20 protein-coding genes are annotated in these 16,918 nt (G+C 66.3%); 8 read left to right on the top strand and 12 right to left on the bottom strand.

What is annotated here, in order from left to right; all coding sequences use genetic code 11:
- Nucleotide 1: 1 nt before the first annotated feature.
- From nuoK to purH, 11 genes are all read right to left on the bottom strand, one after another.
- A complete protein-coding gene (nuoK, locus tag V8686_RS11995; RefSeq protein ID WP_379704438.1) occupies nucleotides 2-304 on the bottom strand; it encodes an NADH-quinone oxidoreductase subunit NuoK in 303 nt (100 codons plus the stop codon).
- A complete protein-coding gene (locus tag V8686_RS11990; RefSeq protein WP_379704436.1) occupies nucleotides 304-687 on the bottom strand; it encodes a proton-conducting membrane transporter in 384 nt (127 codons plus the stop codon). Before V8686_RS11990 ends, nuoK begins: the two co-directional genes overlap by 1 nt.
- Nucleotides 684-956 (bottom strand): NADH-quinone oxidoreductase subunit J, encoded by a 273-nt coding sequence (locus V8686_RS11985; protein ID WP_379704435.1) that lies wholly within the window; start codon nucleotides 954-956, stop codon nucleotides 684-686. The genes V8686_RS11990 and V8686_RS11985 overlap by 4 nt, the downstream gene beginning before the upstream one ends.
- Nucleotides 957-1,019: 63 nt before the next feature.
- Nucleotides 1,020-1,481 (bottom strand): NuoI/complex I 23 kDa subunit family protein, encoded by a 462-nt coding sequence (locus V8686_RS11980; protein WP_248896717.1) that lies wholly within the window; start codon nucleotides 1,479-1,481, stop codon nucleotides 1,020-1,022.
- Nucleotides 1,481-2,605, bottom strand: a complete 1,125-nt coding sequence (locus V8686_RS11975; protein WP_379704433.1) for a complex I subunit 1/NuoH family protein — start codon at nucleotides 2,603-2,605, stop codon at nucleotides 1,481-1,483. Before V8686_RS11975 ends, V8686_RS11980 begins: the two co-directional genes overlap by 1 nt.
- A complete protein-coding gene (locus tag V8686_RS11970) occupies nucleotides 2,605-4,263 on the bottom strand; it encodes an NADH-quinone oxidoreductase subunit D (protein WP_379704431.1) in 1,659 nt (552 codons plus the stop codon). Before V8686_RS11970 ends, V8686_RS11975 begins: the two co-directional genes overlap by 1 nt.
- Entirely contained in the window at nucleotides 4,260-4,967 is a 708-nt protein-coding gene (locus V8686_RS11965) for an NADH-quinone oxidoreductase subunit B (protein WP_379704429.1), read from the bottom strand. Before V8686_RS11965 ends, V8686_RS11970 begins: the two co-directional genes overlap by 4 nt.
- A complete protein-coding gene (locus V8686_RS11960) occupies nucleotides 4,964-5,377 on the bottom strand; it encodes an NADH-quinone oxidoreductase subunit A (protein ID WP_379704427.1) in 414 nt (137 codons plus the stop codon). The genes V8686_RS11965 and V8686_RS11960 overlap by 4 nt, the downstream gene beginning before the upstream one ends.
- A 131-nt stretch (nucleotides 5,378-5,508) precedes the next feature.
- Nucleotides 5,509-6,123: a 5-(carboxyamino)imidazole ribonucleotide mutase gene (gene purE / locus V8686_RS11955; RefSeq protein ID WP_379704425.1), complete on the bottom strand. Its 615-nt coding sequence runs from the start codon at nucleotides 6,121-6,123 to the stop codon at nucleotides 5,509-5,511.
- On the bottom strand, nucleotides 6,120-7,286 hold the full coding sequence (locus tag V8686_RS11950) for a 5-(carboxyamino)imidazole ribonucleotide synthase (protein ID WP_379704423.1): 1,167 nt from the start codon (nucleotides 7,284-7,286) through the stop codon (nucleotides 6,120-6,122). The genes purE and V8686_RS11950 overlap by 4 nt, the downstream gene beginning before the upstream one ends.
- A 169-nt stretch (nucleotides 7,287-7,455) precedes the next feature.
- Nucleotides 7,456-9,033 (bottom strand): bifunctional phosphoribosylaminoimidazolecarboxamide formyltransferase/IMP cyclohydrolase, encoded by a 1,578-nt coding sequence (gene purH, locus V8686_RS11945; RefSeq protein WP_379704421.1) that lies wholly within the window; start codon nucleotides 9,031-9,033, stop codon nucleotides 7,456-7,458.
- 90 nt (nucleotides 9,034-9,123) lie between these two features.
- Between purH and purB the strand changes: the two genes are divergently transcribed.
- From purB to V8686_RS11910, 7 genes are all read left to right on the top strand, one after another.
- Nucleotides 9,124-10,506 (top strand): adenylosuccinate lyase, encoded by a 1,383-nt coding sequence (purB, locus tag V8686_RS11940; RefSeq protein ID WP_379704419.1) that lies wholly within the window; start codon nucleotides 9,124-9,126, stop codon nucleotides 10,504-10,506.
- 89 nt (nucleotides 10,507-10,595) lie between these two features.
- Complete coding sequence (locus V8686_RS11935) at nucleotides 10,596-10,940, top strand: glutaredoxin family protein (RefSeq protein ID WP_379704417.1); 345 nt, start codon at nucleotides 10,596-10,598, stop codon at nucleotides 10,938-10,940.
- Nucleotides 10,941-11,052: 112 nt separating this feature from the next.
- Nucleotides 11,053-11,616, top strand: a complete 564-nt coding sequence (locus V8686_RS11930; RefSeq protein ID WP_379704415.1) for a DUF7110 family protein — start codon at nucleotides 11,053-11,055, stop codon at nucleotides 11,614-11,616.
- 270 nt (nucleotides 11,617-11,886) lie between these two features.
- The gene (locus V8686_RS11925) at nucleotides 11,887-12,594 is read left to right on the top strand and encodes a hypothetical protein (protein WP_379704413.1); all 708 of its coding nucleotides are present in this window, start codon (nucleotides 11,887-11,889) and stop codon (nucleotides 12,592-12,594) included.
- Nucleotides 12,595-12,610: 16 nt separating this feature from the next.
- Nucleotides 12,611-13,324: a PP2C family protein-serine/threonine phosphatase gene (locus V8686_RS11920; RefSeq protein ID WP_379704411.1), complete on the top strand. Its 714-nt coding sequence runs from the start codon at nucleotides 12,611-12,613 to the stop codon at nucleotides 13,322-13,324.
- A 43-nt stretch (nucleotides 13,325-13,367) separates the two neighbouring features.
- Nucleotides 13,368-14,336, top strand: coding sequence for a phosphoadenosine phosphosulfate reductase family protein (locus V8686_RS11915; RefSeq protein ID WP_379704409.1), 969 nt, complete (start codon nucleotides 13,368-13,370; stop codon nucleotides 14,334-14,336).
- A gap of 155 nt (nucleotides 14,337-14,491) precedes the next feature.
- Nucleotides 14,492-15,283, top strand: a complete 792-nt coding sequence (locus V8686_RS11910; protein WP_379704407.1) for a diphthine--ammonia ligase — start codon at nucleotides 14,492-14,494, stop codon at nucleotides 15,281-15,283.
- A gap of 133 nt (nucleotides 15,284-15,416) precedes the next feature.
- On the opposite strand, the gene V8686_RS11905 is transcribed toward V8686_RS11910, so the two are convergent.
- Nucleotides 15,417-16,394: a sugar phosphate nucleotidyltransferase gene (locus tag V8686_RS11905; RefSeq protein WP_379704405.1), complete on the bottom strand. Its 978-nt coding sequence runs from the start codon at nucleotides 16,392-16,394 to the stop codon at nucleotides 15,417-15,419.
- Nucleotides 16,395-16,492: 98 nt separating this feature from the next.
- Between V8686_RS11905 and V8686_RS11900 the strand changes: the two genes are divergently transcribed.
- Nucleotides 16,493-16,786, top strand: coding sequence for a transcriptional regulator (locus V8686_RS11900; protein ID WP_379704403.1), 294 nt, complete (start codon nucleotides 16,493-16,495; stop codon nucleotides 16,784-16,786).
- Nucleotides 16,787-16,918 lie beyond the last annotated feature (132 nt).

Genomic DNA, 16,918 nt, shown 5'->3' with positions numbered 1-16,918 from the left:
CTTACCACCTCATCTCCTTTGCCAGCGTCACGTCCACGTCGTCGAAGTTGCGATACAGCACGAGGATGATGCCGATACCGACCGCCACCTCGGCGGCGGCCAGCGCCATCACGAACAGGCCGAACGTCTGCCCGGTGATGTTCCCCCAGTAGGCGGAGAACGCCACGAAGTTGATGTTGGCGGCGTTCAGCATGAGCTCGACCGACATCAGGAACAGGAGCGCGTTCTTTCGGGTCAGGATGCCGAACAGCCCGATACAGAACACGGCCGTCGCCAGCAACAGGTACCACTGGACCGGGACCATCAGCGCTCCCCTCCGTCGTCGGTGTCCGCGTCCGCGTCGTCGCGGAGTCGGTCACGAACCTGCCGGCCACCGTCGGCGAGCAACGCGACGGCGCTACCGGCTTCCTCGCGTTTCGCCAGCAGGAGCGAGCCGTCGAGGGCGGCGTCCAGCGTCACCGCGATGACGATGAACGCGACGAGCATCCCCTCGCCCGGCACCGCACCCATGTCGAGGTTGAACATCGCGTAGCCGATGCTCGCCGTGATGTTTGCGTCCGACGGGAACCCCTGTGGGGCGCCGAACGAGGCCCGGAGGATCGCGGTGGCGATGACGACGAACAGCGCGACTGCTGCCAGTCCGGGGAGCAGATGCGACCCGACTCGCAGCTCCGGCTTCGACGTCATGCCTCTCTCACCTCCGAGGGCTGTGCCGCTGTCGATTTCGTGAGCATCACGGCGAACGTGATGAGGATCAGAACCCCGCCCACGTAGACGAGGATCTGCATGGCGGCGAGAAACTCCGCCTGTAACATCACGTAATGTACCGCGACGCTCAGCAGGGCGCCACCGAGGAGGAGTGCGGAGTGCCACACGTCCTCGACGAGGACGACGCCCAGGCTGCACCCCAGTGTTACCAGGGAGAACAGCACGAACGCGATCGTTTCATACACCATTGCTTGTGTTTGCTTGAGGTATTCTTTTGAACGTTTCGAGACGGGTCAGCGCCGACTCGGCTATCACTGGTAGTCGATCTCGCCGTCACCCTCGCCGATCCACGCGCTCCGGTCGGGGTTCCGGGATTCCAGCGGATCGATACCCTTGTACCACGGGACGTTTTTCAGCTGTTCCTTGTTGTAGACGAAGTCGTCCTTGGTGTCCGCCGTGAACTCGAAGTTCTGGGTCAGTAGGATGGCGTCAACCGGACACACCTCCTCGCAGAGCCGGCAGTAGATGCACTGACCGATGTGGAGGTTGTACTGTTCGCCGTTTCGCTGGTCGTCCTGCACGATCTGAATCGTGTCGTTTGGACAGACGTTCTCGCACTGCCGACACCAGATACACCGCTCCTGGCTGAACTTGTGGACACCACGGAACCGGGGGCTGACTTCCGGCGCCACGTCGGGGTATTCCACGGTGAACGTCTTGCCGTCCAGCGCGTGTTTCATCGTCGTCGCCATTCCTTTCAAAATTCCAATCATTATGCGATCACTCCCACGATGACTGCCGTGAGCACCAGGTTCGCGAAGGAGAGCACGAGCATCCCCTTCCAGCCGATCTCGATCAACTGATCGATACGCACGCGGGGCACCGCGGAGCGCGCCCACTGGGTGAACAGGAAGAACGCCCACATTTTGATGACCATCCAGACGAACCCGGGCAGGACCGGACCGGCCGGACCGCCGAGGAACAGGACGGCGATCAGGGCGCCGCCCAGGAAGATGTGGATGAACTCCCCGAGGTAGAACAGTACGAAGTAGACGCTCGAGTACTCCGTCTGGTACCCGGCGACGATTTCGGTGGGTGCCTCCGGGATGTCGAACGGGTTCCGTCCGATTTCCGCCAGGTTCGCCAGCACGAACAGGACGAACGCGAACGGGTTGACGAAGGCGTACCACCCGGGGATCGACACCCCGGCGATGGAGACGAGCGTCTCCGTCTGTGCGGCGACGATCTCACTGGTCTGTAGCGTGCCGGCGAAGATGATCACCGATGCGGCCGTGACGACCAGTGGAATCTCGTACGCGAGGTTCTGGGCGATAGAGCGCAGCGCGCCCAACAGCGAGTACTTGTTGTTCGAGGCGTAGCCGGCCATGACGAGGCTGAGCGACGCGATGGAGGCCGCCGCGAACGCGAAGACGATGCCGGTCTCGGGGTCGGCGAGCTGGAGGCCGCTTCCGAGCGGGATCACCGCGAACCCGAGCAGCGCCGAGAACGGCAGGATGATCGGTGCGAGGTCCCAGGCCGGGCGGTCGACGCCGTCCGGCACGATCAGTTCCTTCGAGAGCAGGCGCACCGCGTCGGCGACGATGATGAGCAGGCCGAACGGCCCGATCCGGTTGACTGCGATCCGATCGGTGAAGGCGGCCGTAATCTTCCGCTTGGCCCATGGCCCGGCCAGCGCCGTCATGCCGAGCATGATGTTGGCGATGAGGAAGGCGCCGATCAGGCCGCCGACGATGTCGCCGAACGTGCCGGAGAGGCCGAGCGCGCCCGAAATCGTCTCTGGAAGGGTCGTCACGGGACCCGCGGCGGAGGCGTTCGCCGTCGCGTTGGCGGTCCCGGTCGGGGTGGCCGTCCCCGACTGGAGCAGTAGCCCGTCCATCAGCGGTCCACCTCGCCGAGGACGATGTCGAGGCTGCCGAGGGAGGCGATCAGGTCGGGGATGTACTCACCGTTCGACATCTCCGGGAGCGTCTGGAGGTTCGAGAAACACGGACTCCGGATCTTGAACCGGGCCGGTTTCTCGGTGCCGTCCGCGCGCACGTAGATGCCGAGTTCCCCCTTCGCACCCTCGACGGCGCGGTAGATCTCGGTGTCGTCGTCCGGGCGGATGGTCCGGGGGACGTTGGACTGAATCGTCCGTTCGTCCTCGGGCCAGTCCTCCAGCAGGTCGACGCACTGTTCGATGATCTTCGCGGACTCCTCCACCTCACGCAGACGGACGAGCAGACGACTGTAGTTGTCGCAGCCGTCCTCGACGGCGACGTTCCAGTCGAGTTCGTCGTAGTAGCCGTAGGGGTCGTCCCGCCGAAGGTCGTAGTCGACGCCCGATCCGCGGGCGACGGGACCGGTCGCCCCGTAGCTCTTTGCGACTTCCGGGGGCAGCACGCCGGTATCGACGGTGCGGACCTGGAGAATCTCGTTCGCGGAGATCATGTCGTGGTACTCCTCCAGCGCCTCCGGCAGGTCGTCGAGGAAGTCCCGGATCATCTCGAAGAACTCGTCGCGGGGTTCGGGCAGGTCCCAGACCACGCCGCCGAGGCGGAAGTAGTTGAACATGAGCCGCTGGCCCGTGAGTTCCTCGAGGATGTTCTGGACCTTCTCGCGGTCCCGGACGGCGTACATGAAGATGGCGGTGAAGTCGCCGTAGACGTCCAGGGCGAAGGTGCCAACCGCGAGCATGTGTGCCGCGATCCGACAGAGTTCGGCACCCATCGTCCGGATGACCTGTGCGTACTCGGGCACCTCGATGTCCGCGAGATCCTCGGCCACCCGGGCGTACGCCCACTCGTTGAGCAGGCCGGCCGAGATGTAGTCCCACCGGTCCGGGTAGGGCATGATCTGGTAGCGGTAGGTCCCCTGCTGACAGATCTGCTCCTCACAGCGGTGGAGGTAGCCGATGTCCGACTCCACGTCGACGACCTGTTCGCCGTCGAGCACCGTCTTCAGGTGCAGGACGCCGTGGGTCGCCGGGTGGTGGGGACCGATGTTGAGAAACATCGTATCGCCCGAGTCGCTCGCGTGGTCCTCCTGCAGCGGATTGGCGTGCTCCCGGAGGGGAACGACCTGCGGCCGGTCCTGGTCGTAGTCACGGCCGAGCGGGTGGCCCTGCCACGTCTCGGGCAAAAGGATGCGACGCAGGTCGGGGTGGTCGTCGTACTCGATGCCGACCAAGTCGTAGGCCTCACGTTCGTGCCAGTCGGCGGTCCGATAGACGGGTTCGGCCGACTGACTCACCGGGTCGTCGGTCGGCGTCGGGACGACGACGCTCACCTCGTCGGTGGGGTCGTCGTACTTCTTGAGGTGGTAGATGGACTCGTAGCGGTCCTCGTACTCCTGTGCGGTGACACAGGAGAGGTGATCGTATCCGGCCTCGTCGCGCAGGCGGAAGAGCGTGTCCTGTACCTCGTCGGGTCGAACGACGAAGCCCGGCGCGTTGAGGTGGTCGTCCCGGTCGAGCACCAGGTCGTCCAGCAGAGCTTCGAGGTCCTCGGCCGTCGTCGGTTCGACCGTCTCCGGCTGGGACTCTTCGAGACTCATGGCGAATCGGCCCAGTTGTACCGCATGACGAGGTCGTCCTCGTCGATTTCCTCGGCGAGTTTGTCGACCACTTCGTCGCGGTCGAGATCGCCGAACTGTTCGAGTTCGTAGGGCTTGACCGTGACCGGGGCGCTCTCGCCGTTGGCGATGCGCTCTTGGAGTTTGGCCACGCCGTAGATCAGCGCCTCGGGACGGGGCGGACAGCCCGGGACGTGGATGTCGACCGGAATGACCTCCTCGGCGCCCTTGACGACGTTGTACCCCTCCTGGAACGGCCCGCCGGAGATGGTACACGACCCCATGCCGACGACGAACTTGGGTTCGGGCATCTGGTCGTAGACGCGCTTCATCCGCGGGGCGAACTTCGAGACGATGGTCCCCGGGACGATGATCACGTCGGCCTGTCGCGGCGACGCACGCGGCACGCCGGCCCCGAACCGGTCGAGATCGTGTTTGACCGCGTACGTGTGCATCATTTCGATGCTACAGCAGGCGATGCCGAACTGTAGCATGAACATCGAGGACCCGCGAACCCACTCCATGAACCGGTCGAACTTCGTGAGGATGAACGGCGAGGAGCCGAACGCCTCGCGAAGTTTCGAATTGAAGCGGTTGTCGGTGCCCGACGAACCGATCCGGGCATCGCGTGTCTTGCTCTCTACCTGACTTGTGTCGGTGACGAATCGTTCCTGTTCGCTACTCATGATTGTCTCTCTGTTTTACGACGGGACGCGCGCGGACTCTTGACCCATTCGACCGCACCGTTCCGCCAGGCCCAGACGAGACCGACGACGAGGATGCCGACGAACACCAGCATCGGCGCGAGGGTCTGTGCGAGCGTCGCCCCGTTCTCCAGCGCGGGCCGATAGATCAGGGCCCACGGGAAGATCAGGACGGTCTCCACGTCGAAGACGACGAACAGCAGCGCGACCATGTAGTACTGGATGTTGAACTGGACGTGCGCCGTGCCCGTCGGCACCTCGCCGCTCTCGTAGATGACGGTCTTTCCCTGTTCGGACACGCTCGGCCGGAGGAGGGCCGACACAACCATCATGGCGATGGGAATGCCGACGCCCACGAGTCCGAGCGCACCGATTGCTATCCACTGATTCATACCTTGATTCCTGTCATCCTGCGGGTTAGGAGTGCTCCCCCATAAGCGTTGATTTATGCCATTCGGTGCTGTATGGCGATTTTACGGCCGTATTCGGGCGATTCACGGCCTGTCGCGGCGGCCATGTCCGACTACTCGTGGCGGTGGCGGAAGCCGTCGATGCCCAGATCGTGGAGATCACGCGAGACGTCGGCCACGCCCGACCGGAGGGCGTCGTGTTCCTCGTCGAGTCGCTCCACGAGTTCGTCGTGCTCGCGCGCCAGAATCTGGACCGCCGACAGCGCCGCGTTGTACGATTTCCCCGCGTCGACCGCGACGATGGGCGCGCCCGTCGGCATCCCGATCACCGAATCGACCGACTTCTCCTGGACCGGCACGCCGATCACCGGCAGCGGGTACGCGATGGAGGCGGTCATATTCGGCAGGTCCGCCGACTTCCCGCCCGCGCCCGCGATGAGCACGTCGAGACCGCGAGCTGCCGCCGTCTCGCCGTAGGCGTACATCAGGTCGGGGGTGCGATGTGCCGAGACGACGTAGCTCTCGAACGTGAACCGCGCCTCGGGCGCGTCGTGGTAGTCGGTCTGCTCGGCGAAGCCGAGTTCTCGCAGCGCGTCGTAGGCTCCCGCCATCACGTCGAGATCCGAATCCGACCCCATGATGATCCCCACTTCGGGGGTCGATTCGGGGTCGACGTCCGCGGCCGCCTGTGCGTGTAGGTCGTCGATGATGTCGCTCACGTCGGTCATTGGAAGGTGAGACTGTCGCGCAGTTCGCGGGTCGATGCGAGCAGGTCGTCGACGGCGGCGTCCTCGACACCGGTCGCCGTGACGTGACCCATCTTCCGGAGCGGTCGTACCTCGTCTTTGCCGTACCAGTGGAGGTGGGCCGCCTCGTGACCGAACACCCGGTCGACGCCGGCCAGTGTGGCCGGCCGGGACTCCTCGACCGTTCCGAGGACGTTCGCGCTCACCGTGGGCGCCCGCTGTCGGGTCGAGCCGAGCGGCCACCCCAGCACCGCGCGGGTGTGCTGTTCGAACTGCGAGCTGACCGCCCCCTCGATGCTCCAGTGGCCGGAGTTGTGCGGACGCGGCGCGATCTCGTTGACCAGAATCTCCCCCTCGCGGGTCTCGAACAGTTCGATCCCGAAGACGCCGCGGCCGTCCAGAGCGTCGAGGACGTCGCGTGCGACGGCCTGTGCTCGTTCCGCGACGTCGTCACTCGTGCGCGCGGGAACGACTGTCTCCCGAAGGATCTCCGCCTCGTGGACGTTCTCGCCGACGGGGAAGGTGCGCACCTCGTCGTCGCCCTGCACGCCGATGACCGAGAGTTCGCGCTCGAAGTCGACGAACGTCTCGGCGAGGGCGGCCGGCTCCTCGGCCGTCCCGACGGCCTCCCGAAGGGCGCTCTCGGCCTCGGCGGCGGCGTGGACCGGGACGTTGCCGCGGCCGTCGTAGCCACCCTCGCGGGCCTTCAGCATGACCCCGCCGAACTCCTCGACGGCAGCCTCTAGATCGGCCACGGAGTCGATGCGACGGTACGCGGGCACCGGAATGCCCGCCTCGCTCAGCATCTCCTTCTCGGCGAATTTGTCCTGGATCGTTCGCAGTGTCTCGGGCGTCGGATGGACCGGCACGTCGGCCTCGGCGCTCGCCGTCGCGAGATGATCCGGGTCGGCGAGTTCGATCTCGTAGGTGAGCGCGTCGGTTCGGTCCGCCAGCCGGCCGATCGCGTCCGGGTCGTCGAAGTCGCCCACGATCTGATCGCGGGCGACGGGCGCGGCCGGGCAGTCCGGCGTCGGATCGAGGACGACGACCTCGACGCCGAGGGGGGCGGCCGCCTCGGCGAGCATCCGACCGAGCTGTCCGCCGCCGACGACGCCGATAGTCGGCCCGGGGACGGTTATCGTCATGAGTGGTGGTGGTGGCGAGCCGCGCTTAAACGTTGTCACCCCGGCCGAGACGACGACGGCGCGAGGTACTCGCCTCGCTCTCGTATCGAGGTTCCGACTTCCGTCGCGATCGCGTCCGAAGCCGATCAGGACTCGCGTTCACTCGTGCGGCGAGCTTCAGACACTCCGCTCAGTCGTGTCTGAAACACCGCTTTCCGGTGAACGCCATCGCCATGTCGTGCTCGTCGGCGGCGGCGACGACGTCCTCGTCGTTGACCGAGCCGCCGGGCTGGATCACCGCCTCGACGCCCGCCTCGGCAGCCTCCTCGACGCCGTCGGGGAACGGGAAGAAGGCATCGGAGGCCATCACCGCACCCTCCGCGGATTTCCCTTCGGCGTGTTCGTCGGCCTTCATCGCCGCCAGCCGGACGGCGTCGACGCGGCTGACCTGTCCCATGCCGATGCCCACCGTCTCCGTGCCCGACGCCAAGAGGATGGCGTTCGACTTGACGTGTTTCAGCGTTCGCCACGCGAAGAGCATCGTTTCGAGTTCCTCGTCCGTCGGGTCGCGTTCCGTGACTATCTCCAGATCCTCGCGGGTCGGCGCCCAGTCGTCACGCTCCTGGACGAGGCGGCCGCCGGTCAGCGGCTTCTCCGCGAGCGTCGCCTCCCGGTCACCGAGCGGTCCCACGTCGAGTACCCGCAGGTCCTCCTTCTTGGCGAGGACGTCGAGGGCGCCGTCTGTGTACCCCGGCGCGACGACGACTTCCTTGAACGACTCGACGATAGCGTCGGCGGTAGCGGCGTCACAGGGGCGGTTGAGGGCGACGATGCCCCCGAAGGCGCTCATGGCGTCCGTCGCGAGAGCGTCGTCGTAGGCCTGCGAGAGCGTGTCGGCCGTGGCACACCCCGCCGGGTTGGTGTGCTTGATGACCGCGGCCGCCGGTTCCTCGAACTCTCGGATCAGGTCGAGGGCGGCGTCGGCGTCGTTGTAGTTGTTGTACGAGAGCGCTTTGGCACCCTCGTTCAACTGGTCGGCGTGGACGACGCTCGCCTCGTCGCTCGCGGCGTCGGCGTACAGCGCGGCGTCCTGATGGGGGTTTTCGCCGTATCGAAGCGTGCGGGATCGGTCGTCCGAGACGACGCGCCGGGCGGGGAACTGCCCTGCTTGGTCGCCCTCGACGGTGACGCCGTCGTCGTCGACGGTCACTCGGTCCTCGGCGAACCACGTCACTGCGCGCGGGTAGGCCTTGAACTCCGCCTCGTGGAGGACGCGGCGTTTCAGCGTCGCGACGTCGTCGCCCTCGTGGACCGGTACCGCTTCCTGCGTGACGATGGGGCCGGCGTCCAAGTCCTCGGTGGCGACGTGGACGGTACAGCCGGTGGTGCGGACGCCCGCTTCGAGGGCCTGTTCGTGGGCGTCGTCGCCACGGAAGGCGGGCAGGAGCGACGGGTGGACGTTGAGCGTCGTCGGGAGGGCGTCGAGCAGGTCACCCGAGAGGACGCGCATGTAGCCGTCCATACAGACCAGGTCGAACTCGTAGTCGTCGAGTCGGTCCAGGAGCCTAGACTCGTGGTCGGCCTTCGACTCGTCGTCGCCGCGAGCGACCACCTCGGTCGGAATTCCGCGGTCGGCGGCCGAGGACAGCACCGGCGCCGACTCGTCGTCGGTGCAGACGACGGCCACCTCGGCGCCGCCGGGCGCCCGATCCGCGATGTGCATCAGGTTTCGTCCGCGATTGCCGGCGAGACCCGCGATTCGGAGCATAGTCGAGGGAGGTCCGCGCGTGGGAAAAACAGTTGCGACATCGTCGGGGGGACCGGTACGCTTTTGCGTCGTCCACGGGCAGTCCCGGGCATGACGGATCTACCACGGAGCGACCCGCTCGCGGCTGTCTCGCCGCTCGACGGGCGCTACGCGCGATACACCGAACCACTCGTGCCCTACGCGAGCGAGTCGGCACTCATGCGGGCCCGGGTACGCGTCGAAGTAGAGTATTTGCTGGCGCTTTCCGACCTGGACGCGACGCCCGTCACCGTCCCCGCCGAACGGCGGGACGGCCTCCGGGACTGTTACGAGTCGTTCGACGCCGACGACGCCCGACTGATCAAGCGCCTCGAAACCGAGGGCGCCGAGGGGTACGCCGCCACCAACCACGACGTGAAGGCGGTCGAGTACTTCCTGCGAATCCACACCGACGAGTCCCTGCACCCCTGGATCCACTTCGGGCTGACCAGCGAGGACGTGAACAACCTCGCACACCGACTGCTAGTGAAACCGGCCGTCGAGGAGGTCCTCCTCCCCGCACTCGCGGACGTGCGCGAGGAACTGACGACGATGGCTCACGAGTACGGCGACACGCCGATGCTCGCACGCACGCACGGCCAACCCGCGACCCCGACGACGTTCGGGAAGGAGATGGCGGTGTACGCCGCCCGTCTCGGGCGGACGATGGGTCGGGTTCGGTCGGCGACGGCCGCCCTCGCGGGCAAACTCGCCGGTGCGTCGGGTACCTACGCCGCCCACGTCGCGGCCTACCCCGACGTGGACTGGCGGGCGTTCTCCCGCGAGTTCGTCACCGGCCTCGGTCTGCACCACACGGCGCTGACGACGCAGGTCAACCCCTGTGACGACCTCTCGGAACTGTTCGACGCCTTGCGTGGCGTCAACAACGTGCTCCTCGATTTGGACCGCGACGCGTGGCTCTACGTCTCGGACCGATACCTCGGTCAGCGGGCCGTCGAGGGGGAGACGGGGTCGTCGACGATGCCCCACAAGGTCAACCCCATCGACTTCGAGAACAGCGAGGGGAACCTCTCGAAGGCGAACTCGGATCTCACCTTCCTCGCGGACTACGTGACCACCTCCCGCCTCCAGCGCGACCTCTCGGATTCGACGGTCAAGCGAAACGTCGGCGCCGCACTCGGCCACTGCCTCATCGGCTACCGCAAGGCCGAGACGGGACTGGGGACGGTCGTTCCCAACGAGACGGTGATGCGCGAGGAGTTGGAGGCGACGCCCGAGATAATCGGCGAGGCGGTCCAGACCATCCTCCGGCGCGAGGGCGACACCGAGGCCTACGAACGCGTGAAGGAGCTGACGCGCGGCGAGCGAGTGACGCTCGCGGACTTCCGGGCGCTGTTCGACGACCTGGACGTCGACGAGTCGGTGCGGGCCGAACTCCGGGCGCTGACGCCGGCGGGCTACACCGGTGTCGCGGCGTCGCTGGCCGGGGAGTAACACGTCCTGCTGTAACTGTGTCACGGCCGGTAGGATAAGTCCTCACGGGTTGCGCAACCCCTTTTACTCGTCGCACCCTACGTCGGGACATGACGTTCCAACCCGGGAGCGACCTCGACGCCGAGGACGTACAGGCGCGTGTCGATGCGGCCATCGAGGAGAACGACGTGGTGCTGTTCATGAAAGGGAACCGCCTGATGCCCCAGTGTGGGTACTCCCAGCGAGCGCTCGAACTGATCGATCAGTACGTCGACGACTTCGAGACGGTGGACGTGTTGCCCGCGCTGCCGGAGTTCCGGGCGGCGCTCGAATCCCACAGCGGGTGGGAGACGACGCCGCAGACCTACGTCGAGGAGGAGTTCGTCGGAGGGAGCGACGTCCTCGCCGAACTCGACGAACGCGGCGAACTCGAAGCGACGCTCGCGGGCGAGTGACACATCGTCCCGACGTGTTCGTCGCGCAACTGGAACAGTAGGTCATATAAGCACACGTCCCCTACGTCCCAGTAGACGGGCGTAGTGGCGCCACCCTCGCCGAGAATAAACTATGTCAGGCCGCGTATATCGACTCCATTCGACACTCGAACTGCCACTCGAAGACGTGCAGGACTACTTCGAGGGGGATCCCGACCTCCCCCCCGAAATCGACGACGTAACACTCACTCGACGAAACAACACGCTCATCCTCAAGGCCGTCGCCGAGGACGAGAACCTGAGCAAGTACACCCCGACCGCACAGCTCAAAGCGAGCGTCACCGAGACGCGCGTGTACGAGGAGGAACCGCCGCGCGCCGGCGGTCCCTGGCAGGAAGAGGAAGAAGAGATTCCCTCGGAGCTCGTCGAGTTCGCCTGCTTCAAGGGTGACCGCGAGACGGTGCTCCAGAACACCGCACTGCAGTATCCCATGTTTCTCGTCCTCCGGGACATCGCCCGGATGGCCGAGAAGGGGACGCTAACCGCCATCGTCGAGGAGGACGACGAACTCAAGGCGACACGCATCGTCGAGGGCGAGGACCGCCCCGCATCGGTCGAAGTCGTCGAGAATCCCAGCCAGTCTCAGGCCGAGAAAAACGGCGTCAACTGGCGGGACAACCAGTTCATCAGCGACTGACCGTCGTCACGGTCACGACCGGTTTCGCACGACGCTCCGCGCGTCTCCGGACGCAGTCCACCGAGCCGCCGCGTCACCGAGTACCACGAGCGCTCGGCGTCCGATCACTCCGAGCGCAGCTCGGCCACCCGTTCCAGCCGTCGGCCGACGGCATCCCCGAGGTTGTCGGCGACGATTCCGCCGCCGGCGGCGCAGCCGACCACCGTGGCCTTACATTTACAAGCCGACCACCGTGATACCCTCACACGATCGATGAGGGGGTATCTATCTGTGGTGGACGCGGACGGGGGTCGGATTCCGCTCGAGTCGTACGCCGAACTGTACCGAAAGCCGGACGAGAACAACCGGATCGTGGTCGAGACGTCGGGGACGGTCCGACCGCTCGGCGTCGCCGACGCGACGGTATCGCGGAAGAAGAACGGCCAGGCGCCGGTGAGTCTCGCGCCGAAATCGGAGTTCGTGGAGATTCGAAACGACGGCAACACCAACGGCGTCACGGTCACCACGGGTGGCGAGGAGTTCGACGTGGAGCAGGGATTCGTAGAGACGGTGGCTCGGGACGCGACCATCAGCGTCGGCTATCGGACGACGCTCACGCTCACCGTCGAACGCGAGGCCACCGTCGAGCAGAACGTCGTCCATCAGGGCGAGGGTGACGTCGTCGTCGGCGACCAGACCAACGTCGACCGCAGTACGACGGTCGGTGACGACAACGTCGTCAACCGATCGTCGATCGGCGGTTCGGAGGGTCACGACGGGCGGCGAGCGAGCGGTTCGAGCACGGAGTCGTCGACCGGTGGCGGTCCGACGTACTGTACCGACTGCGGCACGAAACTCACGGGACCGGGTGGCGTCTGCCCCGAGTGTGACCGGGGGGGCGACGCGACGGACACGCAGCAATTCTGTGAGCGCCACGAACGCACTTACACGGGCGATACCTGCCCCGAATGTCGACAGTCCGGCTTTCGATCCGCGTGACGATGGCGGGTGAGCGATGACACGGACCGCCGCCGGGAGTGACGTGGGCCGTACCCGTGACCACAACGAGGACGACCTGCTGGTGACGACCGTCGGGGACTGGACGGTCCTCGCCGTCGCGGACGGCATGGGCGGACACCGGGCAGGTGACGTGGCCAGCGAAACCGCCCTCGACGGCTTCGAAGCGGCGCTCGACGGCCGTCTCGACGGCGCTGACGACGTCGCCGCGACGCTCACGGCGGCCGTCGAGACGGCGAACGACCGCGTGCGCGCGGCGGCTACCGACGGCCGGGAAGGAATGGGAACGACGCTCGTCGCTGCGGCGGTGCGGGACGGGGAGGCGACGGTCGTGAACGTCGGCGACAGCCGCGCGTACCACGTCACCGAGACGACGATCGATCGGATCACGGTCGACCAGTCGGTCGTCCGAAACCTGATCGAGGAGGGCGTGATCGATCCCGAGGCGGCCGACGACCACCCCCAGCGCCACGTTCTCGCGCAGGCTCTCGGCACGAGCGACGATGTCGACCCGGACGTGTACGACCGATCGGTGCGGGGGACGCTCCTGCTCTGTTCGGATGGACTGACCGAGGAAGTCCCCGAATCGGCGATCAAGGCGGCCGTCGTCGACGCGTCCCTCGACGGAGCGGTCGACCGTCTCGTCGACGCCGCGAACGAGAACGGCGGCAGCGACAACGTCAGCGTCGTGCTCTATCGGGACCCGGCGTGAGTCATAAGGCACTTTACCCTGGCTAATTATATCTCATTACACGATGAGCGAGTTCCCAGACTACCTCGACGTCGACTACGCCGACGGTGAGGGCGAGACGCCGGACGACTATCCGACGCTCGAAGACAAGATCGAGAAGGCCATCGAAGTCACGCGCCGCGGACTCGAACAGTACGAGCATCCCGCCGTGATGTGGACCGGTGGCAAGGACTCGACGCTCACGCTCTATTTCATCAAAGAGGTCGCCGAGCAGTTCGACCTCGAGACGCCGCCGGCAGTGTTCATCGATCACTTCCAGCATTTCGACGCCATCCACGACTTCGTGGACCACTGGGCCGAGGAGTGGGACCTCGACGTCATCTACGCCCGCAACGAGGACGTCGGCGCCTACGTCGAGGAACACGGCCTCGAACCCGGCGACGACATCCCCGTCTCCGCGCTGTCCGAACACAATCGGCACCACATTCGGAACATTCTGGAGTACGAGGAGGACGACTTCCCCTTCCTGCTCGACACCTACGTGGGCAACCACCTGCTGAAAACCGTCGCGCTCAACGACGCACTGGAGGAGTACGACATCGACGGCGTCATCTCCGGCGTCCGCTGGGACGAGCAGGAGGCCCGCGCCGACGAGACGTTCTTCAGCCCGCGTCACGACCCCGACATCTACCCGCCCCACGACCGGATTCAGCCGATCCTGCAGTTCGCCGAACGCGACGTGTGGGACGCGTTCTGGAACTACGTCGTCCCCGACACGGTGGCCGACTTCCCGGACGAGGGCTACGTCCCCCAGAGCGCCGAGGACCTGCCGAACGGCCTGACTCAGGACGACGTTCCGGTCAGCCCCAAGTACTTCGCCGGCTTCCGATCGCTCGGGAGCGAGGTCAGCACCGAGAAGTCCGACGAGGAACCGGCCTGGCTGCAGGACATCGAGAACACGACCGAACGCGCCGGCCGCGCCCAGGACAAGGAGGACCTCATGGAGCGCCTCCGCGACCTGGGCTACATGTAATACTGCCGGCTGTACCTGTTTCGAGAGAGTCGCCACCTCGGGGTGGCGAACTCCTGTACCGACTTACGGCCGGAAGTGTCTGGCCGGACAGTTCCCACCGCCGCCCCCGACGTTCGACCGCAGTCCCTAACCCCATGCCCCCCGTAGCGCCGCCGATGACCGACGACAGCGGGGGACGATGCCCCTCGGACGACCGGCCGCGGGCCGGTGGCGACGTATGGGCGAGCCTCTTCTCCGGCGGCAAGGACTCCTCGTGGGCGCTGTATCGCGCGCTCGAACGCGGCCTCGACGTGGACCGACTGGTAACCGTCCACCCCGGTGAGGATTCCTATATGTACCACGTCCCGGCGACCGACCTCGCGTCCCTGGCCGCCGAGAGTATCGGGATCGACCTGCTGGAGATTCGACCCGGCGACCTGGGTGCCGAATCCGCTACCGACGCCGGAGCGCAGGGCGACGCCGAACTCGAACCGCTGGAGTCCGCCCTCCGGGACCTCGCGAGCGAGGTGAATCTCGCGGGCGTCACCGCCGGCGCCGTCGAGAGCGAGTTTCAGACGAGTCGGATCGAGGGGATGTGTGACCGTCTCGGCATCGACCTGTTCGCGCCGCTGTGGCAGCGGGATCCGGTCGAACTCGCCGAAGCGATGCTCGACGCCGGCTTCGAGATCGTGATCGTTCAGGTAGCGGCCGCCGGTCTCGACGACTCGTGGCTCGGTCGGCGCCTCGACGCCGACGCCCTCGACGAACTCGTCGCCCTCAACGACGAGTACGGCGTTCACCCTCTCGGCGAGGGCGGGGAGTTCGAGACACTCGTCACCGACGCGCCACACATGCGCCGCCCCATAGAACTGACGTGGGAACCGGTCTGGGACGGGACGCGCGGACATCTGCGGGTTACGGACGCGCGTCTCGGTCCGGTCGAGGAAACTCGCTGTGACGACGGGTGACCGACGACGCGCCGAATCCGGCTTGCGAGGATGAGGTGTCACGGTGTGCCCATCGGCCGAACGCGGAGAATCGGGGTGTTGGCGACGATTCGGATCGAACGGCCGGCGGTCGGTCCCGCCGCCCACTGTTGAACTACGCGTCCGGGCCGCCGTTCGTCATCGTCGAGTGGGCACCGATGAGCGCGTCCGCGAGGTCGAGGTTCTCGATGCGGGTCTCCTCGTCGATGATCGACCCGCGAACGTCCGCGTCGCGGATGGTCGCGTTGGGGAAGACGACGGTGCGTTCGAGCGTCGAGTCGACCACCTCCGCACCCGCCATCACGTGGACGTTCCGGTGGAGCGTGGCGTTCTCGACGGTCGCACTCGCGTCGACGCGGACGTCGCCGTCGAGGTGCCACGCGACGGCGTCGAGGTAGCTCTCGGGAGTGCCGATGTCGAACCACGCGCCGTCGAAGCTGAAGGCGTGGACCGGTCGTCTGGCCTGCATCCACTGGATGAACCAGCCCGGTTCGTCCGGATTCTCCCCCGCCGCCAGGTACTCCTCGAACAGTGGGAGGGTGCCCGCCGGGAAGGCATAACAGGCGATGGAGACGAGCGTGCTCTTGGGGTCGTCGGGCTTCTCCTGGAAGTCGACGACACGGTCGCCGTCGAGGTCGACCAGCCCGTAGGAGCGCGCTCGCTCCTTCGAACCGACGTCGTAGGCCGCGAGCGTGGGCGTTCCCTTGGCCTCGAAGAAGTCGACGAACTCGGCGATGTCGAAGCTGATGAGGTTGTCTCCCGCGACGACGAGGAGATCCTCCTCGATCCCCTCGCGGTCGATGAGCTGGGCGAGTGCCCCGACGACGCCGAACTTCTCGTCTTCGGCCGTCGTCTCCTCGACGGAGAGTGTGAGTTTCTCGAACTCGCTGTCGGCGAGGTAGGCGGCGAACTCGTCGGCGAATCGCTCGTTGGTGCTGACGTACACCTCGGAGATGCGGTCGTCGGCTTCCAGATCCTCGAAGACGGTGTCGATGACCGTAGACTCGCCGACGGGGAGAAACATCTTCGGCCGATGTTTGGTGATCGGCCAGAGCCGCGTCGCGTAGCCGCCCGCCAGAACGATGGCCTTCATGGGGGAACCGACCCACTACAGTGCCAAGTTTGTTTTGTATCAGGTTGCCGACCCGGGACCGAAGAAAGGAATTTGGCACCGAGCCGAGAACGGACGCTATGGAATCGACGACACGGGAACGGATCACGGCCGCCCTCCGGCAGGACGCCGCGACGGCGAGCGAACTCGCAACGCGTATCGGTACCGCCCGGTCCGCCGTCTACGACCACCTGCGACACGTCGCGCAGTCGCTCTCGGGGACCGACGAACGGCTGCTCGTCGCCCCGCCAACCTGTCGTGACTGTGGCTTCGACGGGTTCGACGACCCGGTCAACGAGCCCTCGAACTGCCCCGAGTGCCGGAGCGAGAACGTCGACGAACCCGCGTTCCGAATCGACGGACGTCGGGGCTGACTCCCCCGGCGGGCCGGTCACCGCGTGCGGTCGGCCGATGACGGCCGCTCGTGGGCGCGTTCGCCGGTCAGGTGACAGGCGCTCTCCCGGAGCGGTCCGAAGGTGCCGTACAGTTCGTCGGCGGCGCCGGTA

The organism is Haloplanus litoreus (assembly GCF_045690335.1).
GTDB lineage: Archaea > Halobacteriota > Halobacteria > Halobacteriales > Haloferacaceae > Haloplanus > Haloplanus litoreus.
Note: the sequence above shows the minus strand (reverse complement) of the source record. Positions and strands in the feature narration are given on the sequence as shown.